This window comes from Frigoribacterium sp. CFBP 13707 (genome assembly GCF_014842245.1).
Lineage (GTDB): Bacteria > Actinomycetota > Actinomycetes > Actinomycetales > Microbacteriaceae > Frigoribacterium > Frigoribacterium endophyticum.
The window spans coordinates 31,380-57,550 of record NZ_JACYVL010000008.1 but is presented as its reverse complement, the minus strand read 5'-3'; the positions used below and the strand labels follow the sequence as shown (position 1 = coordinate 57,550).

21 protein-coding genes and 1 tRNA gene are annotated in these 26,171 nt (G+C 74.2%); 12 read left to right on the top strand and 10 right to left on the bottom strand.

Translation table 11 applies throughout. The features are described 5' to 3' along the window. The first annotated feature begins 13 nt into the window (after positions 1-13). On the top strand, positions 14-403 hold the full coding sequence (locus IFT45_RS13035; RefSeq protein ID WP_192046625.1) for a hypothetical protein: 390 nt from the start codon (positions 14-16) through the stop codon (positions 401-403). An 84-nt stretch (positions 404-487) separates the two neighbouring features. On the opposite strand, the gene IFT45_RS13030 is transcribed toward IFT45_RS13035, so the two are convergent. Beyond that, positions 488-904: a YchJ family protein gene (locus tag IFT45_RS13030; RefSeq protein ID WP_056052123.1), complete on the bottom strand. Its 417-nt coding sequence runs from the start codon at positions 902-904 to the stop codon at positions 488-490. Positions 905-1,034: 130 nt separating this feature from the next. Between IFT45_RS13030 and IFT45_RS13025 the strand changes: the two genes are divergently transcribed. The 5 genes from IFT45_RS13025 (at position 1,035) to IFT45_RS13005 (ending at position 5,204) form a co-directional block, all read left to right on the top strand. Further along, positions 1,035-1,466: a hypothetical protein gene (locus IFT45_RS13025; RefSeq protein WP_056052120.1), complete on the top strand. Its 432-nt coding sequence runs from the start codon at positions 1,035-1,037 to the stop codon at positions 1,464-1,466. Between the two features lie 68 nt (positions 1,467-1,534). Next, positions 1,535-2,428 (top strand): metallophosphoesterase, encoded by an 894-nt coding sequence (locus tag IFT45_RS13020; RefSeq protein WP_192128623.1) that lies wholly within the window; start codon positions 1,535-1,537, stop codon positions 2,426-2,428. Between the two features lie 126 nt (positions 2,429-2,554). Continuing rightward, complete coding sequence (locus IFT45_RS13015; protein WP_192128621.1) at positions 2,555-3,571, top strand: NAD-dependent epimerase/dehydratase family protein; 1,017 nt, start codon at positions 2,555-2,557, stop codon at positions 3,569-3,571. Positions 3,572-3,665: 94 nt separating this feature from the next. Then, the gene (locus IFT45_RS13010; protein ID WP_167257815.1) at positions 3,666-3,941 is read left to right on the top strand and encodes a hypothetical protein; all 276 of its coding nucleotides are present in this window, start codon (positions 3,666-3,668) and stop codon (positions 3,939-3,941) included. A gap of 354 nt (positions 3,942-4,295) precedes the next feature. After that, positions 4,296-5,204: an aminodeoxychorismate lyase gene (locus IFT45_RS13005; RefSeq protein WP_371811008.1), complete on the top strand. Its 909-nt coding sequence runs from the start codon at positions 4,296-4,298 to the stop codon at positions 5,202-5,204. Here the strand turns inward: IFT45_RS13005 and IFT45_RS13000 are convergent. Further along, entirely contained in the window at positions 5,201-5,674 is a 474-nt protein-coding gene (locus IFT45_RS13000) for a DUF4383 domain-containing protein (RefSeq protein ID WP_192128619.1), read from the bottom strand. The two genes, IFT45_RS13005 and IFT45_RS13000, sit on opposite strands and share 4 nt — an antisense overlap. A 358-nt stretch (positions 5,675-6,032) precedes the next feature. On the opposite strand from IFT45_RS13000, the gene IFT45_RS12995 reads away from it, so the two are divergent. Next, positions 6,033-6,311, top strand: coding sequence for a hypothetical protein (locus tag IFT45_RS12995; RefSeq protein ID WP_192128617.1), 279 nt, complete (start codon positions 6,033-6,035; stop codon positions 6,309-6,311). Between the two features lie 183 nt (positions 6,312-6,494). Here IFT45_RS12995 and glgX read toward each other — a convergent pair whose 3' ends face one another. Then, positions 6,495-8,561 (bottom strand): glycogen debranching protein GlgX, encoded by a 2,067-nt coding sequence (gene glgX, locus IFT45_RS12990; protein WP_185231254.1) that lies wholly within the window; start codon positions 8,559-8,561, stop codon positions 6,495-6,497. A gap of 348 nt (positions 8,562-8,909) precedes the next feature. Between glgX and IFT45_RS12985 the strand changes: the two genes are divergently transcribed. After that, positions 8,910-9,956, top strand: coding sequence for a hypothetical protein (locus IFT45_RS12985; protein WP_192128615.1), 1,047 nt, complete (start codon positions 8,910-8,912; stop codon positions 9,954-9,956). Positions 9,957-10,106: 150 nt separating this feature from the next. Here IFT45_RS12985 and IFT45_RS12980 read toward each other — a convergent pair whose 3' ends face one another. The 3 genes from IFT45_RS12980 to IFT45_RS12970 all read right to left on the bottom strand — a co-directional run bounded on the left by IFT45_RS12980 (position 10,107) and on the right by IFT45_RS12970 (position 15,514). Then, positions 10,107-11,921, bottom strand: a complete 1,815-nt coding sequence (locus IFT45_RS12980) for an amino acid transporter (protein ID WP_244638004.1) — start codon at positions 11,919-11,921, stop codon at positions 10,107-10,109. Positions 11,922-12,194: 273 nt separating this feature from the next. Beyond that, a complete protein-coding gene (locus tag IFT45_RS12975; protein ID WP_192128613.1) occupies positions 12,195-12,905 on the bottom strand; it encodes a response regulator in 711 nt (236 codons plus the stop codon). Further along, positions 12,902-15,514: an ATP-binding protein gene (locus tag IFT45_RS12970; protein WP_192128611.1), complete on the bottom strand. Its 2,613-nt coding sequence runs from the start codon at positions 15,512-15,514 to the stop codon at positions 12,902-12,904. Before IFT45_RS12970 ends, IFT45_RS12975 begins: the two co-directional genes overlap by 4 nt. 113 nt (positions 15,515-15,627) lie before the next feature. Here IFT45_RS12970 and IFT45_RS12965 point away from each other — a divergent pair, with 113 nt between their 5' ends. Then, entirely contained in the window at positions 15,628-16,257 is a 630-nt protein-coding gene (locus IFT45_RS12965; RefSeq protein WP_192128609.1) for a Pr6Pr family membrane protein, read from the top strand. Positions 16,258-16,358: 101 nt separating this feature from the next. On the opposite strand, the gene IFT45_RS12960 is transcribed toward IFT45_RS12965, so the two are convergent. Together IFT45_RS12960 and IFT45_RS12955 are read right to left on the bottom strand one after the other, a co-directional pair. Beyond that, a tRNA-Ser gene (locus tag IFT45_RS12960) sits at positions 16,359-16,448 on the bottom strand. A 513-nt stretch (positions 16,449-16,961) separates the two neighbouring features. Further along, positions 16,962-18,401 carry an LCP family protein gene (locus tag IFT45_RS12955; RefSeq protein ID WP_371811007.1) on the bottom strand — a complete coding sequence of 480 codons (1,440 nt, stop codon included), beginning with the start codon at positions 18,399-18,401 and terminating at the stop codon, positions 16,962-16,964. Positions 18,402-18,678: 277 nt separating this feature from the next. On the opposite strand from IFT45_RS12955, the gene IFT45_RS12950 reads away from it, so the two are divergent. Then, positions 18,679-20,496 carry a serine/threonine-protein kinase gene (locus tag IFT45_RS12950; RefSeq protein WP_244638001.1) on the top strand — a complete coding sequence of 606 codons (1,818 nt, stop codon included), beginning with the start codon at positions 18,679-18,681 and terminating at the stop codon, positions 20,494-20,496. 20 nt (positions 20,497-20,516) lie between these two features. On the opposite strand, the gene IFT45_RS12945 is transcribed toward IFT45_RS12950, so the two are convergent. Beyond that, on the bottom strand, positions 20,517-21,548 hold the full coding sequence (locus IFT45_RS12945) for a glycoside hydrolase family 6 protein (protein WP_192128607.1): 1,032 nt from the start codon (positions 21,546-21,548) through the stop codon (positions 20,517-20,519). Positions 21,549-21,924: 376 nt separating this feature from the next. On the opposite strand from IFT45_RS12945, the gene IFT45_RS12940 reads away from it, so the two are divergent. Further along, the gene (locus IFT45_RS12940; RefSeq protein WP_056052084.1) at positions 21,925-23,310 is read left to right on the top strand and encodes an AAA family ATPase; all 1,386 of its coding nucleotides are present in this window, start codon (positions 21,925-21,927) and stop codon (positions 23,308-23,310) included. Further along, positions 23,303-25,306, top strand: a complete 2,004-nt coding sequence (locus IFT45_RS12935) for a VWA domain-containing protein (RefSeq protein ID WP_192128605.1) — start codon at positions 23,303-23,305, stop codon at positions 25,304-25,306. Before IFT45_RS12940 ends, IFT45_RS12935 begins: the two co-directional genes overlap by 8 nt. Before the next feature lie 14 nt (positions 25,307-25,320). On the opposite strand, the gene IFT45_RS12930 is transcribed toward IFT45_RS12935, so the two are convergent. Further along, positions 25,321-26,148: an SCO1664 family protein gene (locus tag IFT45_RS12930; protein WP_192128693.1), complete on the bottom strand. Its 828-nt coding sequence runs from the start codon at positions 26,146-26,148 to the stop codon at positions 25,321-25,323. Positions 26,149-26,171 lie beyond the last annotated feature (23 nt).

The window sequence follows — 26,171 nt, the reverse complement described above, 5'->3', positions numbered from 1 at the left end:
CCGGGGGACCACGATGGCCGAGAGCAGCTACGACTACTTCTTCAGCGGGCCGCACGACGCGGCCAGGCACCTGATCGACTCGACGGTCCAGGCCCAGGGCTTCGCCCTCGAGGCGATGCCGAACGGCACGACCAAGGCCGTCCGCGGCAACCTCGCCACGACGCTGCTGTTCGGCGGGCTGGCCGGCAAGGGGTTCCACGTCACGCTCTGGCTCGCCTACTTCGTCGACGACCAGGGCCGGCTCGTCGCCCGCATCTCGCGCGACCTCGGGACGGCCGCCGTCAAGGGCGGCGCGATCGGCGCCTCCAAGGCGCACTCGGCCTTCGTCGACGTCGCCACCGCGCTCGGCCACGCCGCCGCGGCGAGCGCCGGCCACGTCGAGGGCGGCGCGCCGCAGCGCTGACGGACGGCGCGTCGTCGGCCCCGCGCCGGGCCGGACGCGACACCGCACCGGGCCTGACGACCCGACGTCAGCGCGGGGCCAGCGTCACCCGACGTCGCCGTCGACGTACAGCCAGCGGCGGCCGTCCGGGCCGCCCACGTCGCCCGGCACCTGCTCACGGACGAACCGGCTGACCTCGTGCAGCACCCCGGCGCCGTCGGCCGAGCGGTGGTGCGCCGCGAACTCGACCACGCCGTCGTCGTCGAACGGGCCCCCGGCGCGGGTGCCGAGCACGTCGAGCCGGTACCACCGGGTGCCGGGGTCGAGCTCGAGGTCGCCCGGCCGGGTCGAGGGGTGCCAGGTCGCGAGCAGCCACGCCTCGTCGTGCAGGGCGAACGCGGTGAAGCGGCTGCGCATGAGGCGCTCGGCGGTCGGGGCGGGCCGCTCGCCGCGGAGCAGTGGCCCGCAGCAGGCCCCGAAGGTCTCGCCGCTCAGGCAGGGGCAGCGGGTGGCGTCGTCCATGGCGACCATCCTGCCGCGTCGGCGGCCACCCGACCGCGGCTCGACCGCGGCCCGACCCGCGCCTCCCCCGTCCCGGGGCTCCCCGAACTGGGCGTCGCCCGGGAGCCCGCTGTGCTGCCACGCTGGGCGCATGTTCCCCGACGACCGTGCCGCCCGCCCCGTGCACGAGCCCGCGCTCGTGTTCGCGCACGTGCGCGCCCGGCTCGACGGCGCCGCGGCCCTCGACGGCGACCGCACCCGGGCGGGGGCGCTCGCCCGTCGCGCGCACCTGCCCCGGCTCTCCGCGGCGAGGACGGCCCGTACCCTGGCCGCGAACGGCTTCCGCACCGACGCCGGCGACCTCGTGCTCGCCGCCGACCTCAAACGCGACGGCACCGTGCTGACCGACTTCACCGGCACGATCCTGCTCGAGTCCCTCTCGCTCGGCCGCCGCTTCTACGGCCTCTGGGTCGAGCCGACCGCGCCGACCCCCGACCAGTGGGCGAGCGTCACCGGCATGTTCGACCGCCTCGGCCGCCTGCTCGACGCGCGGCTCTGCCCTGTCGACGAGCTCAGCTCCTAGCCACGCCCCGTAGCGCGCGCAGCACGCACGCCCCGCCCGCAGCACGCCCCCGGCAGTACGCTCCCCCCATGTACGCCCTGCCCGCGGGAGCGCTCCGCCTCGTCCACCTCAGCGACACCCACCTCTCCGGCGACGGCAGCCTGCACCAGGGGGTCGTCGACACGACCGCGGCGCTCGACCGCGTCCTCGCCGAGGCCGACCGGGTCGAGGGGGTGCGGCTGCTCGTGGGCTCGGGCGACCTGTCGGACGACGGCACCCGCGACTCCTACGCCCTGCTGCGCGGGCGCCTCGAGACGTGGGCGGGCCGTCGTGACGCCGCGGTCGTGCTGGCCCCGGGCAACCACGACGTGCGCGAGGGCTTCGGCGCCGTGCTCGGCGACGGGCACGGCGGGCCGGCGCCCGACTCCGTCGAGGTGCCGATCGACGGGGTGACCGACCTCGACGGGTGGCGCGTGGTGACGCTCGACAGCTCGGTGCCGCGGGCGGGCTGGGGCTCGCTCCGCCCCGAGCAGCTCGACTGGCTCGGCGAGCTGCTGGCGACGCCGGCCGAGCGCGGCACGGTGCTCGTGCTGCACCACCCGCCCGTGCCCGCACCGACGACGCTGCACGAGTCGCTGGCGCTGCAGGCCCCGGAGGCGCTGGGCGCGGTGATCGAGGGAACGGACGTCCGCGTCGTCCTGGCCGGGCACTACCACCACCACGTCGTCGGCTCGCTGGCCGGGGTGCCCGTGCTCGTGGCGCCGGGCGTGACGAACGAGACCGACGTCGCGGCGCCCCACGGGACCGAGCGGGCGGTGCGGGGCTCGGCCTTCCTCGTCGTCGACGTGCTCGCCGAGGGCCCGGTGCGCTCGACCGTGGTGCGGGCGCACGCTCGCGGCGACGGCGAGGAGGTCTTCGTGCTCGACGAGGAGGCGGTGCGCCGCATCGCCGCGGAGGCCGGCCCGGCCGCTCCGCCGCGCTGAGCACCCGTGCGCCGGCCCGCGCGGCGGCGCACCCCCGCCCGCGCCGCGCCCAGGCGCCCCGGCGTACGCTCGACGCAGCACCCGGGGGCCGTCGTCGCCCCCGCCCCGAGCAGGAAGAGAGCCCGCATGCGCGTGGTCGTCGTCGGAGCCACGGGCAACCTGGGCACCGCCCTGCTGACCCGGCTCCAGGCCGAGCCCGAGGTGACCGAGCTCGCGGGCGTCGCCCGCCGGGCGCCCCGCACCGCCTCGCCGCCCTACGGGGGCGTCGCCTGGTTCTCGATCGACGTCGGCGACGACGTCGCGGTGGCGCAGCTCGCGCACGCCTTCGAGGGCGCCGACGCCGTCGTCCACCTGGGGTGGGCCCTGCAGCCCAGCCACGACCGTGACGGCATGTGGCGCACCAACGTGACCGGCACCTCCCACGTCCTCGCCGCGGCGGTGCGCGCCGGCGTGCCGCACGTGCTCGCGGCCTCGTCGGTCGGCGCCTACAGCCGCGGCCCCAAGCGCCGTCGCGTCGACGAGACCTACCGCACGAAGGGCGTGCGCCGCTCGAGCTACTCCCGGCAGAAGGCCGCCAACGAGCGTGCGTTCGACGACTTCGAGCGCGAGCACCCCGAGGTGACCCTCACCCGCATGCGCCCCGGCCTGGTCTTCCAGCCGGCCGCCGCGAGCGAGATCGTCGGCCTCTTCCTCGGCCGCTGGGTGCCCACGCGCTGGATGCAGCGCCACCGCCTCCCGTTCCTGCCCGTCGCCCCGCGCTTCGTGTCGCAGGTCGTCCACGCCGACGACGTCGCCGACGGGTTCTGGCGAGCGATCGACAGGCAGGCCGGAGGCGCGTTCAACCTGGCCGCGGAGCCGGTGGTCACCCCGGAGCACGTCGCCGAGGCCTTCGGCACGCGCCTGCTGCCCGTGCCGTACCGGGCGATGCGGGCCCTCGTGTCGATCACGTGGCTGCTGCGCCTGCAGCCCACGGAGCCGGGCTGGCTCGACATCGCGGCGAAGATCCCGGTCATGTCGACCGACCGTGCGCGCCGCGTGCTCGGCTGGGCGCCGCGGCACAGCTCCGACGCGACGCTCCGCGAGTTCGCCCGCGCGGTCGCCTTCCGCGACTCGCACGACGGCTCGCACCCGCTCAGCGGCTGACGGCGTCGACAGCGGCTGGCGGCTGCTGGTGGCCGCGGCGGCTGGCTGGGCACCACCCGGGCGCCCACGGGCGACCGCGGCGTAGCGTCACGGCATGACCAACGACGATCACTCCAAGGGCCTCGACGAGGCGACCGAGACCACCGACGACCCGACGTTCGACAGCCCGCGCAGCGACGGCACGATCCGCGAGATGCAGTCGACCGAGCCGGGCGACTCGCCGGCGATGGACGACGACGAGATCGACTCCGACGCCGTGAAGACCCTGCCGGGCACCGGCGGACCGGACGACGTGGGCGAGATCGAGGTCGATCCCTCCGAGCTCAACCTGTCGGGGGACTCGATCCCGGGGCACCCGAAGCCCGAGTAGGCCGCTGCCAGGCCGGCGTGGCCTGGTGGTCGCGCTGGCCGCGGCACCGCCGCCTGGCCCTGGCCCTGGCCCCGGCTCGTGGTGGTCCCCCACAGGAGACGCCCCTGCGTGTGAAGCTCCGCACCCTGTGGGGAACCACGAGCCGGCCTAGGCGGGCACAGCCCACGGTACGGCGTCGAACTGGGAGCCACCAGGGGTTGCGTACCCCAGAAAAAGCTGATCAGCACCCTTTTTTAGCTAGACGGCCTAACGAGGCTGTCTAGCGACCCGTCGGGGTTGCCGTCGGACAGGTGCTCGTCGTGCGGCTCCGGGAGGTCCTGGCCCGACCCGACCCGCGACTCCTATGCTGACGACGTGACCGACTCCCCCGCCTCCGCGCCCGTCCTCGTGCTGATCGACAAGGCCACGGCGGGGGGACCGCCCCTGGCCGAGGGCGAGACGGGCTGGCACGTCGTCGACGCGCACGATCCCGTCATCGACGTCGCCGACCTCGGCGTGACGCGGGGCGACGGCGTCTTCGAGGGGCTCGGAGTCGCCGACGGCGCGATCCAGGCGCTCGAGCCGCACCTGCGGCGTCTCGCCCGGTCCGCCGCGATGCTCGACCTGCCCGAGCTCGACCTCGACGTGGTCCGCGAGGCCTGCCTGGCCTCGGCGCGGCTGCACGCGCCCGCGCCGTTCCTCCTGCAGAAGCTCGTGGTCACCCGCGGCGTCGAGGGCGGCGACGGCACGCCCACCGCATGGGTGCGCACCGACTCGATGCCCGACCACTCGCACGAGCGCCGCGACGGCATCGCCGTGGTCGCGCTCGACCGCGGCTACCGCCACGACGTCGCGCAGACCTCGCCCTGGCTGCTGCAGGGCGCCAAGACGCTCTCGTACGCCGTCAACAAGAGCGTGCTGCGCGAGGCCGCCCGCCGCGGGGCCGACGACGTGATCTTCGTCAGCAGCGACGGCTACGCGCTCGAGGGCCCCTCGGCGTCGCTGATCGCGCGCTTCGGAGACCGGTTCGTCACGCCGAGCACCGACCAGGGCATCCTCGAGGGCACGACGCAGGCCGCGGTCTTCGAGACGCTCGAGGCCCTCGGCCACGAGACGGCGTACGAGCTGCTGCCGATGGAGAGCGCCCGCGCGGCCGACGCCCTCTGGCTCGCGTCGAGCGGTCGGCAGATCTCGCCGATCTCGTCGCTCGACGGCGTCCCCGTCGCGTTCGACCGCGACTTCTCGCAGGACCTCGCCGACGCCATGGAGGCGCGGCGCGACTAGCGGCGCCGTGCGGCGCGGCGGCCGAGGAGGAGGCCGAGGAGGAGGCCGAGCGCGACCATGCCGATCGCGAGGACGAAGTGCAGCCAGTCGTCGGCCGAGTTCAGCGGCACGAAGTTGGCCTGGCTCTCCTTGTCGATGACGAGGCCGTAGATCCAGAGCACGGCGTAGACGACGCCGCCCACGATCAGGTACAGGCGGGCGCTGCGCACGGCGCGGGCCAGGGCGACGCCGAGCACGCCGAAGAGCAGGTGCACGACGTTGTGCAGCACCGAGACCTGGAAGACCCCGAGCAGCAGGGCTCCCGAGCCGTGGCCGGCGCCGTGCAGCTCGCCGACGTTCGTCGTGAGGCCGGGGATGAACCCGGCCAGCCCCACGACGAGGAAGACGACGCCGACGACGAGCGAGGCCTTCTGCACGGGGGTCTCGGCGAAGCGGTGACGGGCGGTGGTGGTCCGAGCTGAGGTGCTCATGGGGACCTCCTTCGTGGTGGGCCCTGGTGGTCGGTCCCGTCCCATGAAGGCCGCCCGGCTCGGCGGTGTCCGGGCCTTGACAGGGGCGCGGAGCACGGGGCACGCGCGGGCGGGCGAGCGGACGGACGAGCCCGGGGAGGGTCCGGCCTGAGGCCGACGTGCGGCCCCGGCGAGGCCCCGCGAGGGTGCCGGGTGTCCTGGCGGGGTACACCGGTATCCACGAAGCGAACGTTCATGGCGCTAACTAGTTTCTCTAGACATCTGCGTGCCACACTCGTCTCGACGCCGATTCACGGCGGCGTCACCAGCCCCGAGTTCCCCTCTAGGCGTTCGCAGGACCGCCAGGAATGAGATGAACATGACCACCCCGCTGCACCCCTCCGCCCGCCAGCTCGCCGGCCTCACGGCCGAGCAGCTCGTCCGCCACGTCCGGTCGCGCGTCGACGTCACGAGCGACAGCTCCTACCTCCGCGACGAGCGCGTGCCCGCCGCCCGCATCCACCCCTACCCCAAGCGTCGCCGCCTGTCGTCGGAGCCGACGACCGTGCACGTCGACGCTGCCCCCGCAGCGGTCGCCGAGCCGACCTACGCGGACTTCCTGCGGCTCGAGACGTCGCGCCAGCTCGCGACCGCGTAGCGGGCCGCCGCACCGCACGACGGAGGGCGGGTGCCCGTCGCCGGGTCGATCTCGATCGACCACGGTGACGGGCACCCGCCCTTCGTCGTGCCCCCGCCGACGACGCGGGGGGCGGGAGCGGAGGCGGGGGCACGGCCACCGGGGTCTCCCCCGGGTGGCCGGCCCGCGCCTCCGGCAGGCCCCCTAGGAGGCGCGGCTCCGCAGCAGCGTGAAGCTCGCGTCGCGCACGAGCAGCGTGGTCACCGGGCCCTCGACCACCTGGTCGGGGTCGCTCGAGCTGGCCAGCTCCCACTCGCCGTGGGGCGCCTCGGGCACCTGGAACTCGACGACGCTCGTCGAGCCGTTGGTGAGGAAGGCGAAGGCGTCGGCGTCCTTGTGCGTCAGCACGAACGTGATCGCCTTGTTCTCGCCCTGCTGCCAGTCGCCGCTCGAGAACGAGTGGTCGTCGGCCCGGCGCACCTGCACGTGGTCGTCGCTCTCGACCTCGGGGGCGTAGCGGAACCAGTCGGGGCGCAGCGCGGCGTTCTCGCGACGGAGCGTGATCAGCTCGCGCGTGAACTCGAGCAGCTCGAGGTCAGCCTGCTCCCAGTCGAACCACGAGATCTCGCTGTCCTGGCAGTAGGCGTTGTTGTTGCCGCCCTGGCTGCGCGCGATCTCGTCGCCGCCGAGGATCATCGGCACGCCCGCGCTGACGAGCAGCGTGCCCAGGAAGTTACGGCGCTGACGGTCGCGGTACGCGTTGACGGCGCCGTCGTCGGTCGGGCCCTCGATGCCGCCGTTGAACGACTTGTTGTCGCTCTCGCCGTCCTGGTTGTCCTCGCCGTTGGCCTCGTTGTGCTTCTCCTGGTACATCGTCAGGTCGGCGAGGGTGAACCCGTCGTGGGCCGTGACGAAGTTGACGCTGGAGAGCGGCGAGCGCCGCGAGTCCTCGTAGACGTCGGGGCTGCCGAGCACGCGGTCGGAGAAGGTCGACAGCACGCCGGGCTCGCCGTTCCAGAACTCGCGGACGTCGTCGCGGAACTTGCCGTTCCACTCCGACCAGTCGGCCGGGAAGCCGCCGACCTGGTAGCCCGCGGTGTCCCAGGGCTCGGCGATCATCTTGACGCTCTTCAGCACCGGGTCCTGGTGGATGAGCGTGAGGAAGGCGCTGTGCTCGCTCGCCTCGCCGCCCTGGCGGGTCAGCGTGGTGGCGAGGTCGAAGCGGAAGCCGTCGACGTGCATCTCGGTCACCCAGTAGCGGAGGCTGTCCATGATGAGGGCGAGCGCGGCGGGGTGGCTGACGTTGAGGCTGTTGCCGGTGCCGGTGGTGTCGAAGTAGGCCGACTCCTCGCCCTCGACGAGACGGTAGAAGGCCGCGTTGTCGATGCCCTTGAACGACAGGGTCGGGCCCATGTGGTTGCCCTCGGCGGTGTGGTTGTAGACGACGTCCATCCACACCTCGAGGCCGGCCTCGTGGAAGGCCTTGACCATGGCCTTGAACTCGGCGACCTGGCCGCCGCGGGTGCCGGCGGCCTTCGAGGCGTACTCGTCGTGCGGGGCGAAGAAGCCGATGGAGTTGTAGCCCCAGTAGTTGCGGAGGCCCTTCTCCTCGAGGTGGCTGTCCTGCACGAACTGGTGCGTCGGCAGCAGCTCGACGGCGGTGACGCCGAGGTCGGTGAAGTACTTGATCGCGGCGGGGTGCGCGAGGCCCGCGTACGTGCCGCGGATCTCCTCCGGCACCTCGGGGTGCTGGCGCGTGAAGCCCTTCACGTGCACCTCGTAGACGACCGTCTCCTCGAGGGGCGTGAGCGGGCGCTCGTCGTCGCCCCAGTCGAAGCTGCGGTCGGCGATGACGCTGCGCGGCATGGCGGGGGCGGAGTCGGTGGTGTCCATCGTCTCGGGGTCGTCCATGTCGTGGCCGAAGACGGCCTGGCCCCAGTCGAAGGTGCCGTCGAGGGCGGTGGCCCACGGGTCGAGCAGCAGCTTGTGCTCGTTGTGGCGGAGGCCCGCGGCAGGGTCCCAGGGGCCTGCGACACGGAAGCCGTAGCGGCTGCCGACCCGCGCCTCCGGCACGACCGTGTGGAACACGTGGCCGGTGCGCTCGACGAGCTCGGTGCGGTGCTCGGCACCGGGGGTGCCGTCGGCCGCGTCGTCGTCGAACAGGCAGAACCAGATGTGGTCGGCGGTCTCGGAGTACACGGCGACGTGGGCGCCGCCGCCGTCGAGGGGCGTGACGCCGAGGGGGTAGGGCTTGGAGCGAGATGCGGTCATCACTCAGATGTACAGGAGCGCGGGAGGCGCGGGCCAAGCTGAGCGGTCCGCTCGCCCCCGTACCCCTCCCCCCGCCCCCTCAAACCCGCCCCGCGCCCCGTTCCGCCGGACCCGCCCCGCGCCTCCCTCCTCCCCGCCCCTCCCCGCCCGGGCCTGCTTCTCCCCCCTCTCCCCTCCCCCAACACCACCGACTGATCAAAGAACCACGGAAAACGGTGGTTCTTTGATCAGTCGGTGGTTCAGACGACCACGAGAAGCACGCCCTCCCCAACGTCTGCCGCCACGTCGGCCTGCACAGGTCGCAGTCTTGACGCCGCCACGAGGCCGCCGAGGGCTCATCCTCCCGAGATGACGACTCTCGAGCTCTCCGACTGGCTGACCTCCCCCATCCTGTGGTCAGCGACGCATGGTTCGCAGTCGCGCGAGTCGCTCGTTCTCAGGAGGCGAGCCGCGAGTGGCGAACTCGTCCGCATCCGGCGGGGTGCCTACGTCACGGCCGTGGAATGGCAGGCCGCAGGCTCCCGAGGTCGACACCTGCTCCGCATCCGCGCGGTCACGGCTGCACTCGCCTCGACCTGCGTCGTCTCTCATCAGAGCGCGGTCGCCGCTCACGGCCTGCCGTCGGTCTCCGACGCCGTCGGCCGCGTCCAGGTCACCGATCCCCGCCGCCTCACCCCCCAGACCACTGCGGGGATCCTCCGCCGACCCGGCCAGGTACCGCCGAGCGAGGTCGTCGAGTTGGGTCCGCTCAGGGTCACGTCGCTGCGGCGGACGGCAGCCGACATGTGCGTCACGGGAAGCTTCGCCGATGCTGTCCTCTGCGTCGACGCCGTGCTCAGGCGGCTCGTCATGCCCCGAGCACATCGTCGCGATGCCGACGTCCCGGCGCTCATCGACACGATCGTCGGGGACCTCTGCCGTGATCTTCCCCCCGCATCGTCCCGGAGCGGCAAAGCAGCCCGACGCGCCTTGTCCTTCGCCTCGCCCTGGGCGGAGAACGGAGGGGAGTCACTGGTGCGCATCGCCCTGTACGAGCTAGGAGCGCCGCTTCCGCAGTTGCAGGTGACGTTCTCCGATCAGCACGGGTTCATCGGCCGGTGCGACTTCTTCTTCGCGCTGCTCGGCGTCGTGCTCGAGTTCGACGGCCTCGACAAGTACGTCGACCCAGAGATGTTGGCCGGGAAGACCACTCGACAAGCCGTCCGGGCGGAGAAGCGCAGAGATGACCGTCTGTCATCGCTCCCCGAGGTCCGACGAGTCGTGCACTGCGACTACGGCGACATCGTCGAGCCGTTCCGTCTCGCTGAGAAGCTGCGCGCGGCGGGCGTTCCCCTGGATCCTCGCCGGGTCTCCGCCGCGTCCGAGCTCGCGAAGCAGCGCTTCAGCGCGCGATGAGCGAGGCTGCGGCCCCGAGCCGAGCCGCAACGCGAACCACCGACTGATCAAAGAACCACGCTTTGTCGTGGTTGTTTGATCAGTCGGTGGTTCTGCCAGCTGAAGGCGCGGGGCGGGGGCGGAGAGCGGCGGCGCGGCGGCGGCGGCGGGCTAGCTGACGTGCACGTCGGGGCGGCGGGAGCGGTTCGGCTCGGCGCGGCGGAGCACCTCGCGCGTCACCGGGGCGACCTCGCCGGCGCCCGTGACCAGGAACCGGCCCATGTTCGACAGCGGCCCGCCCTCGGTCCACTCGAAGTAGATGTCGGGCGCGACCCCGGTCTCGTCCCGGATCGCCAGCAGCACCGAGGCGAGCGTGTTCGGCACCGCGCCGCTCGTCACCCGCAGCACCCGGTAGCCGTGCACGACGTGGCCGGTGACGACGAGGTCCTCCTCGAAGTTCGACGAGTCGCCCGGGTGCACCTCGACGAAGATCACGGGCGCCCGCTGCGGGATCCCGCTGTAGCGCCGCTCCGCGGTCAGCTTCTTCTTGTAGATCTCGGCGACCTCGCGACCGGGCTCGTGCGCGATGAGCCGGATCGAGCCGTACTCGTCGGCGTCCTCCCGCACGTACCCCAGGGCCGTGTCGTCGAAGGTGATCGACGTCGCCCGCAGCTGGAACGACCGACGCACCCGCGAGATGAGCGAGACGGCCATGATCCCCACGATGAAGATCGCGGCGATCCGCACGCCGTCGGGCCGCTCGACCACGTTGACGATCGTCGTGTAGACGAAGACGAGCGCGATGGCCCCGAAGCCGATCGTGCGCTTGCGCTGCCGGGCCCGACGGGCCGAGAGCGTGACCGCGACGGAGGCGCTGGTGATCAACACGAGCACGCCCGTCGCGTAGGCCCCGCCCTGGGCGTCGACGTCCGCGTCGAACACGATGGTGATGACGAACGCGATCACCGTGAAGACCAGGACGAGCGGCCGGACGGCCCGGGCCCACTGCGGAGCCATGCCGTACCGGGGCAGGTAGCGCGGCACCAGGTTCAGCAGCCCGGCCATGGCGGAGGCGCCGGCGAACCAGAGGATGCAGATGGTGCTGACGTCGTAGAGCGTGCCGAAGCCGTTGCCGAGGTACTCGTGCGCCAGGTACGCCAGGGCCCGGCCGTTCGCCGACCCTCCCGACTGGAACTCCTCCTGCGGGATCAGCAGCGTCGTGACGAAGCTCGACAGGATGAGGAAGGAGCTCATGATCAAGGCGGCCGTGGTCAGCAGTCGCCGGGCGCCGCGGATGCGCCCGGTGGGCCGCTCGTCCGTGTCGTCGGGGTCGCCGGTGATCTGCGGCATGACCGCGACGCCGGTCTCGAAGCCCGAGAGCCCGAGCGCGAGCTTCGGGAAGACGATCAGCGCGATGCCGACCATCACGACCGGGTTGCCGTGCTGCGCCGTGAGCGCCTGCCACCAGTTGCCGATCACGACCGTGTTCTCGGCCACGTGGAAGATCGACACGGCGATCACGACGAGGTTCAGCACCAGGAAGACGCCGACCAGCACGACGGCGATGCCGATCGCCTCCTTGAACCCGCGGAGGAAGACCGCCGCGAGGAGGGCGACCAGGAAGAGCGTGATCGGCACCTCGGCTCCGTGGAACCACTCGGGCGTGAAGGGGTTCTCGACCGCGTGCGCCGTGGCGTCGGCCGCCGACAGCGTGATGGTGATCATGAAGTCGGTGGCCGCGAAGCCGAGCAGCACGAGCACGAACAGCTTGCCGCCCCACCAGGGCAGCAGGCGTTCGAGCATCGCGATCGAGCCCTCGCCGCGCGGGCTCTCGCGGGCGACGCGACGGTAGACGGGCAGCGCGCCGAGCAGCGTCAGCACCACGAGCACGATCGTGGCGAGCGGCGACAGGAGGCCCGCCGCGACGGCGGCGATGGCCGGCTGGTAGCCGAGGGTCGAGAAGTAGTCGACGCCGGTGAGGCACATGACGCGCCACCACGAGTGGGTCTTCTCCACCTTCTCGGCGTGCGGGCCCTGGTGGGCGCCGGAGTTCTCGGTCAGGCCGTCGAGCAGCCAGTTCCGGAGGCGCGCGCCGGCCACCGGGGTCGGCTGCGGTTCCAGCGCATCGGCGTCCCTGCCGGACTTCTCGGAGACTGTGGACACGGTCGGACCTCTCGCTCGCGCGGCCTCGGGACGGCGCGCGCACACAACGCTAAGCCCCGGTGGTGCGCCGGGAGCCGAGCGGGCGTGAGGATCGCGTTAGGACTCGGGGCGGGCCTCCCCCGCGGGGGTCTCGTCGGGCAGGAAGCGGTAGCCCATGCCGAGCTCGGTCACGAGGTAGCGCGGAGTCGCCGGCACGGGCTCCAGCTTCTTGCGCAGCTGCGCGAAGTAGAGGCGGAGGTACCCGGTGTCCTTCGCGTGGAACGGCCCCCACACCTGCGTCAGCAGGGTCTCGCGGGTGACGAGCTTGCCCGGGCTCTGCAGCAGCAGCTCGAGCACGCGCCACTCGGTCGGGGTGAGCCGCACCGTCTCGCCGCCCCGGGTGACGGTGGTCGACGAGAGGTCGACCCGCACGTCGCCGAAGGCCACGACGGGGGCGTCGTCGTCGCCGGGAGCGAGCCGCCGCGTGAGCGCCCGGAGCCGCGCCAGCAGCTCCTCCATCGCGAACGGCTTCGTCACGTAGTCGTCGGCTCCCGCGTCGAGCGCCTCGACCTTGTCGGCCGCGTCGGTGCGACCCGAGACCACGAGGATCGGCACGGTCGACCAGCCGCGGATGCCCGCGATCACCTCGACCCCGTCGAGCCGGGGCATGCCGAGGTCGAGCATCACCAGGTCGGGGCGGTGCGCGACGATCGCGTCGAGCGCCTCGCGGCCGTCGGCCGCGGTGTGGATCTCGTACCCCCGGGCCCCCAGGGTCACCTTGAGCGCCCGCAGGATCTGCGGGTCGTCGTCGGCGATCAGTATCTTCACGGCTCCTCCTCGCCGACCGTACCCGACGCCCGAGCCGCGGCGAGGGCCACCGGCGTAGGGATCCCGTCAGGATCGCCGGGGCCGTCGCCGTCCGGCAGCGAGACGACCATCGTCAGACCGCCGCCCGGGGTGTCGTCGAGGGTGAGCGTGCCCGACATCGCCTCGGTGAAGCCCTTGCTGAGCGCGAGCCCGAGGCCGAGGCCGGTCGCGTTGTCGGTGTCGCCGAGCCGCTGGAACGCCGTCATGATCTCGCCGCGCCGCTCGGGAGGGATGCCCGGCCCCCGGTCGACGACCCGCACCTCCACCCGGTCGGCGAAGCCGCTCGTCGAGATGCGCACCCGCTGCCCCTCCGGCGAGAACCGCAGGGCGTTGTCGAGCAGGTTGACCAGGACCCGCTGCAGCAGCACGCGGTCGGCCCGCACGGGCGGCACGGAAGCCCGCAGGGCGAGCTCGACGTCGGCGGGGCCGAGCCCGAGCTCGTCGAGCGCCCCGAGCACGACCTCGTCGACGTCGACGTCGTCGGTCGAGACGGCGAGGGCGCCGGCCTGCACGCGGCTCACGTCGAGCAGGTTGGTCACGAGGGTGGCGAGCGACTCGAGGCTCTCGTACGCGGTCGAGAGCAGCTCGTCGCGGTCGGCGTCGCTCCAGTCGACGTCGGCCTGGCGCAGCCCGCTGATCGACGCCGTCGCCGCGGCCAGCGGGCGTCGGAGGTCGTGCCCCACGGCGGCGAGCAGGGCGCTCCGCATGCGGTCGACCTCGGCGAGCGGCGCCACCTGGCCGGCCTCGCGGCTCAGGGCGGAGTGCTCGAGCGCCGCCTCGACCTGCGCCGCGACCACCACGAGGAGGCGGCGGTCGGCGGCCTGGAGCCCGCCGCCGGTCAGCTCGAGGGCCGCCCCCGAGCCCGCGGGCAGCGTCGCGATCGAGTCGGAGTCGAGGGGCGGACCAGAGCGCTGGTCGGGGCGCGGAGCCGCCCCGACGACCCCGCCGCCCGGGGCGACGGAGGACGCGAGCTCGACGTCGCCCTGCAGGACCCGCACCCGCGTCAGCCCCAGCGCCTCCCGCGTGCGCTCGACGAGCGCCTGCACGGCGTCCTGCCCGCGCAGCACGCTGCCCGAGACGGTGGCGAGCAGCTCGGTCTCGGCCAGGGCCCGCGCCGCCGCCCGGCTGCGCCGGGCCGCCTGGTCGACGACCCAGCTGACGAGCGCGGCGTTGACGACGTAGAGCACCAGCGCGAGGAAGTGCAGGGGCTCGGCGATCGTCAGTTCGTAGACGGGTGCGATGAAGAGGAGGTCGAGCGCCACGCCCGAGAGCAGGGCCGCGACGAGCGCGGGCCAGAGGCCCCCGACGACGGCCACCACGATGACGAGCAGCTGGAAGAGCAGCACGTCGCCCGCGATGCCGTCCTCGCTGCGGTGCCCGACCAGCAGCCACGCCAGCAGCGGGCCGCCGAGCAGCGTGAGGGCGAAGCCGGCGAGGACGCGCCCGCGCGACAGGGCACCGCCGATGCGCGGCAGCGCCCAGCCCCGCCCCGCCGAGCCGTGGTTGACGATGTGCACGTCGATCTGGCCGGACTCGCGGATGACCGTGGCGCCGATGCCCTGGCCCGTGAGCGCCGTCGCGAGGCGCCCCCGCCGGCTGACGCCGATGACCAGCTGCGACGCGTTCGTGCCGCGGGCGAACTCGACGAGGGCCCGGGGCACGTCGTCGCCGACGACCTGGTGGTAGGTGCCGCCGAGCTTCTCGACGAGGGCGCGCTGCGCCGCGAGCGCTCCCGGCACGCCCTGCCGCAGGCCGTCCTGGCTGCTGACGTGCACGGCGATGAGCTCTCCCCCGGCCGACCGCGCGGCGATGCGGGCCGCCCGCCGCACGAGCGTCTCGCCCTCGGCACCGCCGGTGAGCGCGACGACGACCCTCTCTCGCGCCTCCCACGGGCTGTCGATGCCGTGCTCGACCCGGTAGGCCTTCAGGGCGCTGTCGACCTCATCGGCGAGCCAGAGCAGCGCCAGCTCGCGGAGGGCGGTGAGGTTGCCGAGCCGGAAGTAGTTCGAGAGGGCGGCGTCGACGCGCGAGGCGGGGTAGACGTCGCCCGCCGCCAGGCGGTCGCGCAGCGCCTGGGGCGCGAGGTCGACCACCTCGAGCTGGTCGGCCGACCGGAGGACGGCGTCGGGCACGGTCTCCCGCTGCACCGTGCCGGTGATCTGCTCGACGACGTCGTTGAGCGACTCGATGTGCTGCACGTTGACGGTCGAGATCACGGAGATGCCGGCGTCGAGCAGCACCTGCACGTCACGCCAGCGCTTGTCGTGCGTGCCGCCCGGGGCGTTCGTGTGGGCGAGCTCGTCGACGAGCGCGAGCTGGGGCCGACGGGCGAGCACGCCCTCGAGGTCCATCTCGTCGAGCTCGACGCCGCGGTGCTCGACGACGCGGCGCGGGACGACCTCGAGGTCGCCGAGCACCGAGGCCGTCGCGGCGCGGCCGTGCGTCTCGACGACCGCGACGACGACGTCCTTGCCCTCGTCGCGCAGCCGACGCCCCTCCTCGAGCATCGTGTAGGTCTTGCCCACCCCCGGTGCCGCGCCGAGCAGCACCCGCAGTCGTCCTCGTGTCATGCGCTCAGCATCGCACCCGTGCACGACCGGGGCGTCGGGGGCCCGTCGCGCCGGGGACGACCTCGCGAAGCGTCCGCCTGGGGAGGACGCACGTCGAGCGCTAGGGTCGGCCCATGCGCCCCGGCTCCGTCACGATCGTCTACCGCCTCGTCTTCGCGGCGCTCACCCTCACGGCGGTGGCCGCGCAGTTCCGGGTCACGCTCGTGAACGACTCCTCGATCGCGAACTTCTTCTCGTACTTCACGAACCTCAGCAACCTGCTCGCGACCGTGGTGTTCACGGTCGGGGCGATCAGGGTCGCCCGCGGCACCCCCGACTCCCGCGCCTGGTCGGTCGTGCGGGCCGGCACCGTCGTCGCCATGGTCTTCGTCGGGATCGTCTTCAACGTGCTGCTGGCCGGCCTCGACGTCGGGGCCCTCGTGCCGTGGGTCAACGTCGTGGTGCACATGCTGATGCCGGTGGCGGTGCTGGTCGACTGGGTCGTGTGGCCTCCCGAGCGGCGCCTGCCCTGGTGGGCGGCCGCGGTCTGCCTCGTCTATCCGGTCGTCTACAGCGTGTACTCGCTCGTCCGCGGAGCGGTCATCGGGTTCTGGCCGTACCCGTTCTACGACCCGTCGGCAGTCGGCGGGGCGGGCGGAGTCGCGCTCTACCTGGTGGTGCTGGTCGTCGCCCTGGCGGTGCTGGCGACGCTGGTCGTGCTCGTCGGCCGCCGCCGCCGGACGAGCACCACGCCGACGCCCTGAGCACGGCCACCCTCGACACGGACACCCTGGACACGACCACCGTGAACGAAGGAAAGCCCCGGTCGGCACCTGGCGAGAGGTGGTCGATCGGGGCTTTCCAGCGGAGCCGGTGGGATTTGAACCCACGGTTCCCACAAAGGGAACTCCACCTTAGCAGGGTGGTGCACTAGGCCGAACTATGCGACGGCTCCTCGAGCGCTGCGTCGTGGACGACAGCGCGCACCGACGATCATAGCGGGCCGAGCGCGATCTGCCGAACCGCGCCTCCCGCACTGCGTGCCTCGCCGCTCGACGGCCGGCCGGGGCCGTGGTCTCTCACCCGCGATTCACCCGCAAGCCCCCCTCCTGGGGGCCACGACCGGCTTGTCCGCCATTATGCGGACACATAGAGTACCCCTGACGCCGACGACGGCGGAGGTGCGGCAGCTCGACAGCACGAGCTCGTCCACCCCTTGCCGGACACTCCCCCGCTGCCCGAGCGCGTCAGCGTGCCACCCCGACTCCGCGAGCGTACCCGACGCCCGCGGTGGGCACACCCCCGCCGACAGCGACGTCGACTCCGTCCCCCTGCGGCGCCGAACCCCTGATCCCGGCGCCGCAGGGCCCCTCATGCGTGCCGGTTCGGGCCGCCGCGTGAGACCCGGGTCGTCCCGGCGAGCTGGTTACTCGCCGGGACGACTTCCCGGGGCAGGCCACGGCCAGCGCTAGTTGCCGAACCCCACCGAGCACGTCTGGTCGGCCGCCGTCTGGCCCGTGAGCCCGCTGATGACCTCGGCGGGCACCGCCGGCGCCGCGGGAGCCGTCGTCTCCGCGGGGGACGTCGTCTCGGCGGGAGCTGAGGGAGTCGCGGTGTCGGCGGGCGCCGGAGCCGCGGCACCCGGGTCCACCGGAGCGGCCGTCCCGGTCGTCTCCGACCCGATCCCCGTGCTGCCCTCGGGGATGGCGAACGGGACGTCGGCCCGGATGGCGTCGAACAGCTGCGTGGCCACCGAGGTGGTCGGCTGCACCTTGCCGGCGTAGACGCCCCTGCCGTCGGTCGTGCCCGGGTACTGCACGAAGTTCACGGCGTCGAGCGGGAGGTCCTTCAGGGCACTGCCGATCTGGACCATGGTGGTCACGTCGGTGAGCCCTTCCGAGAGGGTCATGTTGCTCGCTGCGGCGCGGGCCAGCGAGTAGAGCTTCGTGGGGTCGCCCAGCGTGTCGGCGCTCTTGACGGTGCGCAGCAACGACGACAGGTACACCTGCTGACTGCTGATGCGGCCGAGGTCGGAGCCGTCGCCGACGCCGTGCCGGGTGCGGAGGAAGGCCAGGGCGTCCGCTCCGGACAGCACGGTCTCGCCGGCGGGGATGTTGAGCCCCGTGTAGCGGTCGGTGATCGGGGTCGCGGCGCAGACGGGCACGCCCCCGACGGCGTTCGACATCTCGATGACGCCGTTGAACGAGATCATCCCCGCGAAGGGGATGTCGAGGCCGGTGAGCGACGAGACCGTCGAGACGACGCAGCTCAGGCCGCCGTACGACCAGGCCTCGTTGATCGGCCGGGCCGCCATCGCCGAGTAGTAGCCGCTGCCGTCCTCGCGGGCGCAGGCCGGGATGGGCACGACCATGTCGCGCGGGATGCTCACGGCCGTCGCGTTGGAGTGGTCGGCGGAGACGTGGAGCAGGATGTTCACGTCGTTCAACGTGGCGTCGCGCTCCCCGAACGCCGAGGAGTCCTGTGAGGCGTCGTTGTCGGTGCCGACGACGAGGATGTTGAAGCCGCCCTCGTAGGCCGCGATCGAGGGCACCTCGGGGGCCTTGGTCTCTCCCTTGGCCGCGGGCAGGGCGACGCCCTCGCCGAGGTCGCTCTTCACCTGGTACGCGGCGATGGCGCCGACGGAGGCCCCGCTGACCAGCACGACGGCGAGCGCCCCCGCGAGGATCTTCGCGACGCCGCCGACCGGCCCGCCCGAGCGCAGGCGGCCGTGGCGCGCGATGCCGGTCGAGCCCGACCTCGCGGCTCGCCGCGAGAGGTGCGCCGTCTCGGTGGCCTGCCCGGTCGTGGTGCGGCTCCGACCCGCGCCGTGGCCCCCGGTCGCGCGGTCGCGTCTCGGGGAGCGGTCACGTCGGTCACGTCGGTCTCGTCGGTCGCGGGGATCGCTCACGCAGGGTCCTCTCGGTCGTCGCGGGCACTCGGCCAGGGCGCTCACGAGGAGGCCGGCGGCGCCCGTGCGATGGGCGGGCAGAAGGCATTGTAGACAGAGCGCCCTAGGTGCCCGCCACAGGAACGGACCGGCGCAGCCCCTCACTGGGGGTGCCGCACCGCGGAGGCCGACCGCGTCGACGAGAGGCGGGCGACGACCCTGCGACCCGGTCCGCCCGGACGCACGCGGGAGCCGGGGCCCCGCCTAGAGTGGGGAGTCGACCTGCCGGAGGGACGACATGGGCGACGACCGCAGCCGTGACCTGAGCGGAGCCCTCCTGGGCGACCGCTACCGACTCGACGGCGTCCTCGGGCGCGGGGGCATGGCCACCGTGTACCGCGCCGTCGACACGGCTCTCCGGCGCCCGGTGGCGCTGAAGCTGCTCGCGCCGAACAGCGGCGACGCCGACGACCTGCGGCGGGCGCACTCCGAGATCGACCTGCTCGCCTCGCTCGAGCACCACGCCCTCGTGACCCTCTACGACGCCGACGTCGCGGTCGTCGACGGCGACGAGCGCCCCTACCTCGTCATGCAGCTCGTCGACGGCCCCACGCTCGACCGGCGCCTGCACGACGGCCCCGTCGCGGGCGACGAGGTGCAGCGCATGGCCGCCGACCTCGCCGAGGCCCTCCACGTCGTCCACTCCGCCGGCATCGTGCACCGCGACCTCAAGCCGGGCAACGTGCTGCTGGCGCCGTCGCCCGTCCCGGGCCAGGAGTTCCGCGCGCTGCTCGCCGACTTCGGCATCGCCCAGCTCAGCGGGGCCACCCGCCTCACGGCGCCGGGCTCCGTGCTCGGCACCGCCGCCTACCTCAGCCCGGAGCAGGCCCTCGGCGGCGAGGTCGGCACGGCCTCCGACATCTGGTCCCTCGGCCTCGTGCTGCTCGAGGTCGTCACGGGCCGCCGTGAGTTCCCGGGCACGCTGATGGAGTCGCTGAGCGCGCGCCTCAGCCGCGACCCGGTCGTGCCGGCGTCGGTCGGCGCCGACTGGCAGGCCTTGCTCACCGCGATGACGGCCCGCGACCCCGCGGCCCGCCCGACCGCCCTCGACGTGCTGCGGGAGGCGCGCGGTGCGGCCGCGCCCGTCGTGGCCACGGGAGCGGGTGCCGGAGGCGCGGTGGCGGCCCCCGAGGCGACCGGCGACGGGCGCGGGGCCGGCGCCGCTGCCGTGGCGGGCCTCGCCGCCGGTGCCGGCCTCGCCGCGGGTGCCGGTCTCGCCGCGGGTGCCGGCGCCGCAGCCGCGGCCACCGGAGCAGGAGCCGGCGCCGGCGCAGGCGCCGACCAGCCGACCGGCGCGATGCCCGCCGGCGACGCCCCCACCGCCCGCTTCCCCGTCGGGGACTCCCCGACGGCCCGTCTCGACCCCGCGGCCGGGGCCGGCGACGCCCCGACTCGGGCGCTGCCGTCGGACGACGCCCCCACGCGACGGTTCGCGCCTGCCGGATCGGCCGGGGCCGCCGCGGGGGCCGGGGCCGCCGGGGCCGCGACCTCACCGCTCGGGTCGACCCGCGCCTCCTCGGGGGCCGCGCGCAGCAGCGGCGACGACGAGCGACCGGGCCGCCGTCGCGTGCTGGTCGGCGTGGTCGTCGCCGTCGTGCTGCTCGCCGTGCTGGCCGCCGTGGCCCTCGCCCTCGGGGCAGGCCGCGGGAGCGACCCCGCCGGTGACCCGACCGCCCCGGTCGAGACGACCGAGACCAGCCCGGAGCCGAGCGTCGCGCCGAGCGAGGAGGCCCCCGCCGAGGAGCCGAGCACGGAACCGACCGTGGCGCCCGCCCCCGCACCGGAGACGACGGCGCCCGCGCCCTCGGAGGAGGAGCCGGACGAGGACGAGAACGAGCCCGACGAGGACGAGGGCGGTCCGGGCCAGGCGACGCCGCCGTCGGGCACCGTGCCCGGCCAGGGCACCGGCACCGGCAACAACGGGAACGGCAACGGCAACGGCAAGCCCACCGGCGCCGGCGCCGCCGTGCCCGGGGTGGACGCCACCGTCGTCACCGGGCCGGGCAACGGCAACGGCAAGGACAAGGGCAAGGGCCCCGGCACCGCGACCGACTGAGCCCGCGCGCCCCGCGCCTCCTACTTCCTGTTCGCGACCAGGGCGACCGCGTACGCCGGGTACCACTGCCCCGCCGGCGGGCCGCCGTTGCAGGGGCCGTCGCTCGCTCCCGGCGTCTTGACCCAGAGCAGGGCGTCGAGTCCAGTGGTGCCGCCCGTCACGCGCGGGGTCTGGCCGAGGCCCGCCCCGGGGGCGTTGCACCAGGTGCCCTTCCAGCCCCGCCCGTTGCGCGACACGTCGATGACGTAGTGGGTGCCGCCGAGCGCCGCCGACACCTTGTCGGCGTAGGCCCGCTCCGGGTCGACGCCGTAGTAGTTCGCGACGTTGGTGAAGAAGCCCCGGGCGCGGTCGACGCCCGCCGCCTTCAGCCGGGCGGCCATCTCGGTGGGCGGGACCCAGTTCGAGTTGCCGCCGTCGAGGTAGGCGGGCACGCCCGCGTCGGCCAGGGCCGCGACGGCGGCGGCGAGGGTCGCGGTCCGGGTCGTGGTCGTCTCGGGGCAGGAGCCGAGGTGGCCGAGCGAGTCGGGCTCGACGAGCACGACGGCGCGGTGGCCACGGAGGGTGTCGGCGACGAGCTGGTTCCAGCGCAGGTAGGCGGCGTCGTCGACCGCCCCGCCGCCCGACCAGCCGCCGCAGTCGCGACCGGGGATCTCGTACGTGACGAAGACGGGCGTGCGCCCCTTCGCCTCGGCGGCGGCGAGCGTGCGCTGCACGACCTTGACCAGCATGGCGTCGTCGTACCAGCTGCCGAGCCAGGTGGCGATCGACTGGTCGGCGATCGTCCGGGCCGCGGCGGCCTCCGTGGCGCGGCCTGCAGCCTGCAGCTGCGAGGCCGCCGTCGCGGCGGCGCCGGTCGGGTCGACGTAGAGGCCGCCGCGGTAGACGGTGCCGGCCGAGGCCGTGCGGATGGTGGCGGTGGTGACGGTCGCGGACGACGCTGCGGTCGCCGCGGACGCGGGGTCGGCGGGGGAGGCGGTGGGCACGGCGACGAGGCCGGTCGCGAGCGCGACGGCGGCCCCGAGCACCACGCCCCGGCGGGCGAGAGGGGTCACGGGGTGGGTTCCGTTCGGTGAGGAGGGCGGCGGGGCGGAGCACCCGTCGACCAGGCGGCGGGAGCGGGGCCACGGCTCGCCGACCTGGTGCCGACAGTGCAGCACGGGCCCCCGTGCGCCTCAAGCCCCCGTGCGGTGCCGGCGCCGCCCGTCTTCGGGGGTGGGGGCACGCCCGTCGTCCCCCCTCCGGCCGACCCGGCCCGCGCCTCCTGCGGGCTCGCCCCGGGAGCCGTGGGAGTCGCGGGCACGGTGGCTGCACGTCTCCCGTACCCGGGCTGGCAGCGGGCCTCCCGCTCCCTGGGTGCGGGCTACGAGCCGGCACGGCGCCCGCCCCGGGCCCTGGTGGACGTCGGTGGTCAGGCGTACCGTCGCTCGCGTGACACGACCCACGACGACGACCGTCGGCGAGCTGCGAGCCTCCGGGCACCGGCTGCGACCGCTCCGCACCGAGATCCGCGACAACCTGCTCTCCGCCCTGCGCGAGGGCCGAGACCCCTGGCCCGGGCTGCACGGGCTCGAGACCACCGTGCTGCCCCAGCTCGAGCGGGCGCTGCTCGCCGGGCACGACGTGGTGCTGCTCGGCGAGCGGGGCCAGGGCAAGACGCGCCTGCTGCGCACCCTGGCGGGCCTGCTCGACGAGTGGTCGCCGGTGATCGAGGGCTCCGAGCTCGGCGAGCACCCGTTCGAGCCGATCACGACCGAGAGCGTCCGCCGGGCGGCCGAGCTCGGTGACGACCTGCCGGTCGCCTGGCGCGGGCGCGACGAGCGCTACGTCGAGAAGCTCGCGACGCCCGACACGAGCGTCGCCGACCTCATCGGCGACGTCGACCCGATGAAGGTGGCCGAGGGCCGAAGCCTGGGCGACCCCGAGACGATCCACTTCGGGCTCATCCCCCGCGGCCACCGCGGCATCGTCGCCGTCAACGAGCTCCCCGACCTGGCCGAGCGCATCCAGGTCGCGATGCTCAACGTGATGGAGGAGCGCGACATCCAGATCCGCGGCTACGTGCTGCGGCTCCCGCTCGACGTGCTCGTGGTCGCGAGCGCGAACCCGGAGGACTACACGAACCGCGGCCGCATCATCACACCCCTGAAAGACCGGTTCGGGGCCGAGATCCGCACCCACTACCCGATCGAGCTCGACGACGAGATCGCGGTGATCCGGCAGGAGGCCGACCTCGTGGCGGAGGTGCCCGACGTGCTCGTCGAGGTGCTCGCCCGCTTCACGCGCGCCCTCCGCGACTCGCCCTCCGTCGACCAGCGCAGCGGCGTCAGCGCTCGCTTCGCGATCGCCGGGGCCGAGACGATCGCCGCGGCCGCGCTGCACCGCGCGACGCGCCAGGGCGAGCCCGAGGCCGTGGCCCGGCCGATCGACCTCGAGACGGCCGTCGACGTGCTCGGCGGCAAGATCGAGTTCGAGTCGGGCGAGGAGGGGCGAGAAGACGAGATCCTCGACCACCTGCTGCGGACGGCCACGGCGGAGGCCGTGCGCGCGCACCTGCGGGGCGTCGACCTCGACCTGCTGGTCGACGCGCTCGAGGCGGGCCGCATGGTCACGACCGGCGAGCAGGTGACGGCGCGCGACTTCCTCGCCGGGCTGCCCTCGCTCGGCGAGTCCGACCTCTACGACCGGGTCGCGGAGCGTCTCGGCGCCACCAGCGACGGGCAGCGTGCGGGGGCCATCGAGCTCGCGCTCGAGGGCCTCTGGCTGGCCCGCCGGGTCAGCAAAGAGGCGGGCGACGGGCAGGCCGTCTATGGCTAGGGCGAACAGGAGGCTCGGGCGCGGCTCGAGCTACCGGAGGTTCGACGGCGGGCCCGACCCCCTGGCCCCGCCGGTCGACCTGCGCGAGGCCCTCGACGCGGTCGGCGAGGACGTCATGGCGGGGCGGTCGCCCGAGGCGGCGCTGCGCGAGTTCCTGCGCCGCGGCGGCAGCGACGGTCGCGGTCTCTACGACCTCGCCCGCCGCGTCGCCGAGCGACGCCGGGAGCTGATGCGGGGCACCGACCTCGACGGCACGCTGCGCGAGGTCGCGGCGCTGCTCGAGCGGGCGGTGCTCGACGAGCGCCGCCAGCTCGCGCGCGACGTCGAGCTCGACGACGGCGACCGTGCGCTGGCCGAGCTGCAGCTCGACAGCCTGCCCCCGTCGCCCGCCGCCGCCGTCGCCGAGCTGGCGGGCTACCGCTGGCAGAGCCGGCAGGCCCAGGCCGACTACGACGCCATCCGCGACCTGCTCGGCCGTGAGCTGCTCGACCAGCGCTTCGCCGGCATGAAGCAGGCGCTCGAGGGCGCCACCGACGCCGACCGTGCCGCGACGACGCAGATGCTCGCCGACCTCACCGACCTCCTCGAGGCCCACCGGCGGGGCGACGACGTCGCGCAGCAGTTCGACGACTTCATGGCCGCGCACGGCGACGCGTTCCCCGAGGGGCCCGAGACCGTCGACGAGCTGATCGACGCCCTCGCGGCGCGGGCGGCCGCGGCGCAGCGGCTGCGCAACTCGCTGACCCCCGCGCAGCGCGACGAGCTCGACGCGCTCGCCCAGCAGGCCTTCGGCTCCCCCGAGCTGATGGGTCAGCTGTCGCAGCTCGACGACGTGCTCCGCGGGCTGCGCCCCGGAGAGGACTGGGGCGGCTCGGAGCAGTTCGGCGGCGGCGAGGGCATGGGCCTGGGCGACGGCACCGGCGTCTTCCAGGATCTCGCCGACCTCGACGCCCTCGCCGAGCAGCTGGCGCAGTCGGGCCCCGGCTCCCAGCTCGACGACCTCGACCTCGACGCCCTCACCCGGCAGCTGGGGCAGGAGGCGGTGGTCGACGCGCGGGCCCTCCAGCGCCTCGAGCAGGCCCTGCGCGACTCGGGCACGATGTCCCGAGCCGCCGACGGCCGCCTGCGCCTCACGCCCAAGGCGATGCGCCAGCTGGGCAAGGCGCTGCTGCGCGACATCGCCGAGACGGTCTCCGGCCGACGAGGCGCGCGTGACGTCCGCCGGGCGGGCGCGGCCGGCGAGCGGTCGGGCGCGACGCGGGAGTGGGCGTTCGGCGACACCGAGCCCTGGGACGTCACCCGGACGGTCACCAACGCCGTGACGCGCGTGGCGGGCGGCGGCGGGTCCACCCGTGACGGCGTGCGCATCGAGATCGGCGACGTCGAGGTGCAGGAGACCGAGGCCCGGACGCAGGCGTGCGTCGCCCTCCTGGTCGACACCTCGTTCTCGATGGCGATGGACGACCGCTGGGTGCCGATGAAGCGGACGGCGCTGGCGCTGCACACGCTGGTCACCAGCCGGTTCCGCGGCGACGACCTGCAGCTGATCGGCTTCGGCCGCGAGGCGCGGACGATGGAGATCGAGGAGCTCGTGGGCCTCGACGCGAAGTGGGAGAAGGGCACGAACCTCCACCACGCGCTGCTGCTCGCGAACCGCCACTTCCGGAAGCACCCCTCCGCGCAGCCCGTGCTGCTCATCGTCACCGACGGCGAGCCGACCTCCCACCTGGAGGCCGACGGCGCCACCTGGTTCGACTACCCGCCGGCGCCGCTGACGATCGCCGTCACCGTGCGCGAGCTCGACGCCTCGATGCGCCTCGGCGCGCAGACGACGATCTTCCGCCTCGGCGACGACCCCGGCCTCGCCCGGTTCGTCGACGCCATGGCACGCCGGGTCGGCGGCACGGTCGTCGCGCCGGAGGCCGACGACCTCGGCGCCGCGGTGGTCGAGTCGTACCTCGACGGGCGGCAGCCGGGCCCCGGCCGCGCGGCCTGAGCCGCACCGGGTCGCTAGAACAGCGGCCAGGGAACGGCGGAGCCGTGGCCGCGGGGCTCGGGGAAGCGACCGGACGACAGCAGGTGCTCGCACCGGGCGATCGTCGCGCTGACCTCGAGCGGGGTGACGTGCTCGGCCAGCGCCTCCCCCAGGGCTCCGTCGAGGTCGGCCCGCACGCGCGCGAGCCCCTCGAGCTCGTCGGGGGCGAGCTCGTCGCCGAGCCAGCCCCAGAGCACGGTGCGGAGCTTGTGCTCGACGTGGAAGGTGAGGCCGTGGTCGACGCCGTGCCGGTGCCCGCCGGGCAGGGCCAGCACGTGGCCGCCCTTGCGGTCGGCGTTGTTGACGACGACGTCGAACACGGCCATGCGCCGCAGCGCCGCGGAGTCCTCGTGGACGAGCGTCACCGGCAGGTCGCGCTCGTCGGTGCCGTCGATGACGGGCAGCCAGCCCTCCTCGGGCACCTCGTCGCTCGAGACGAGGTCGACCGCGGACTGCTCGGGGTCGACCTCCTGCCAGAGCTGCACCATGCCCGGGCCGAGCGGCCCGTCGCGCAGCCACGTGGTCGGCACGACGCCCCAGCCGAACGCCTCACTGACGAGGAAGGCGGAGACCTCGCGGCCCGCCAGGGTGCCGTCGGGGAAGTCCCACAGGGGGGCCTCGCCCGCGACCGGCTTGTAGACGACGGCCGTGCCGTCGATCGTGCCGACGAAGGTGTCGTTCGAGGCGATGCGCACGCGGCCGGTCAGCTCGAGGTCGCCCGACGGGACGGGCCCCGACGGGACGGGCCCCGACGGGACAGGCCCCGACGGGACAGGCCCTGACGGGACGGGAGCACCGGCCACGGGCGCGTCAGCTGCGGGAGCAC

Coding starts and splice junctions, on each gene's coding strand:
- IFT45_RS12995 (WP_192128617.1), top strand. CDS start 6,033: ATGACCACCCCGCTGCACCCCTCCGCCCGCCAGCTCGCCGGCCTCACG.
- IFT45_RS13025 (WP_056052120.1), top strand. CDS start 1,035: ATGTTCCCCGACGACCGTGCCGCCCGCCCCGTGCACGAGCCCGCGCTC.
- IFT45_RS13000 (WP_192128619.1), bottom strand. CDS start 5,674: ATGAGCACCTCAGCTCGGACCACCACCGCCCGTCACCGCTTCGCCGAG.
- IFT45_RS13010 (WP_167257815.1), top strand. CDS start 3,666: ATGACCAACGACGATCACTCCAAGGGCCTCGACGAGGCGACCGAGACC.
- IFT45_RS12965 (WP_192128609.1), top strand. CDS start 15,628: ATGCGCCCCGGCTCCGTCACGATCGTCTACCGCCTCGTCTTCGCGGCG.
- IFT45_RS13020 (WP_192128623.1), top strand. CDS start 1,535: ATGTACGCCCTGCCCGCGGGAGCGCTCCGCCTCGTCCACCTCAGCGAC.
- IFT45_RS12980 (WP_244638004.1), bottom strand. CDS start 11,921: ATGTGCCTCACCGGCGTCGACTACTTCTCGACCCTCGGCTACCAGCCG.
- IFT45_RS12935 (WP_192128605.1), top strand. CDS start 23,303: ATGGCTAGGGCGAACAGGAGGCTCGGGCGCGGCTCGAGCTACCGGAGG.
- IFT45_RS13015 (WP_192128621.1), top strand. CDS start 2,555: ATGCGCGTGGTCGTCGTCGGAGCCACGGGCAACCTGGGCACCGCCCTG.
- glgX (WP_185231254.1), bottom strand. CDS start 8,561: ATGACCGCATCTCGCTCCAAGCCCTACCCCCTCGGCGTCACGCCCCTC.
- IFT45_RS13035 (WP_192046625.1), top strand. CDS start 14: ATGGCCGAGAGCAGCTACGACTACTTCTTCAGCGGGCCGCACGACGCG.
- IFT45_RS12950 (WP_244638001.1), top strand. CDS start 18,679: ATGGGCGACGACCGCAGCCGTGACCTGAGCGGAGCCCTCCTGGGCGAC.
- IFT45_RS12970 (WP_192128611.1), bottom strand. CDS start 15,514: ATGACACGAGGACGACTGCGGGTGCTGCTCGGCGCGGCACCGGGGGTG.
- IFT45_RS13030 (WP_056052123.1), bottom strand. CDS start 904: ATGGACGACGCCACCCGCTGCCCCTGCCTGAGCGGCGAGACCTTCGGG.
- IFT45_RS12985 (WP_192128615.1), top strand. CDS start 8,910: ATGACGACTCTCGAGCTCTCCGACTGGCTGACCTCCCCCATCCTGTGG.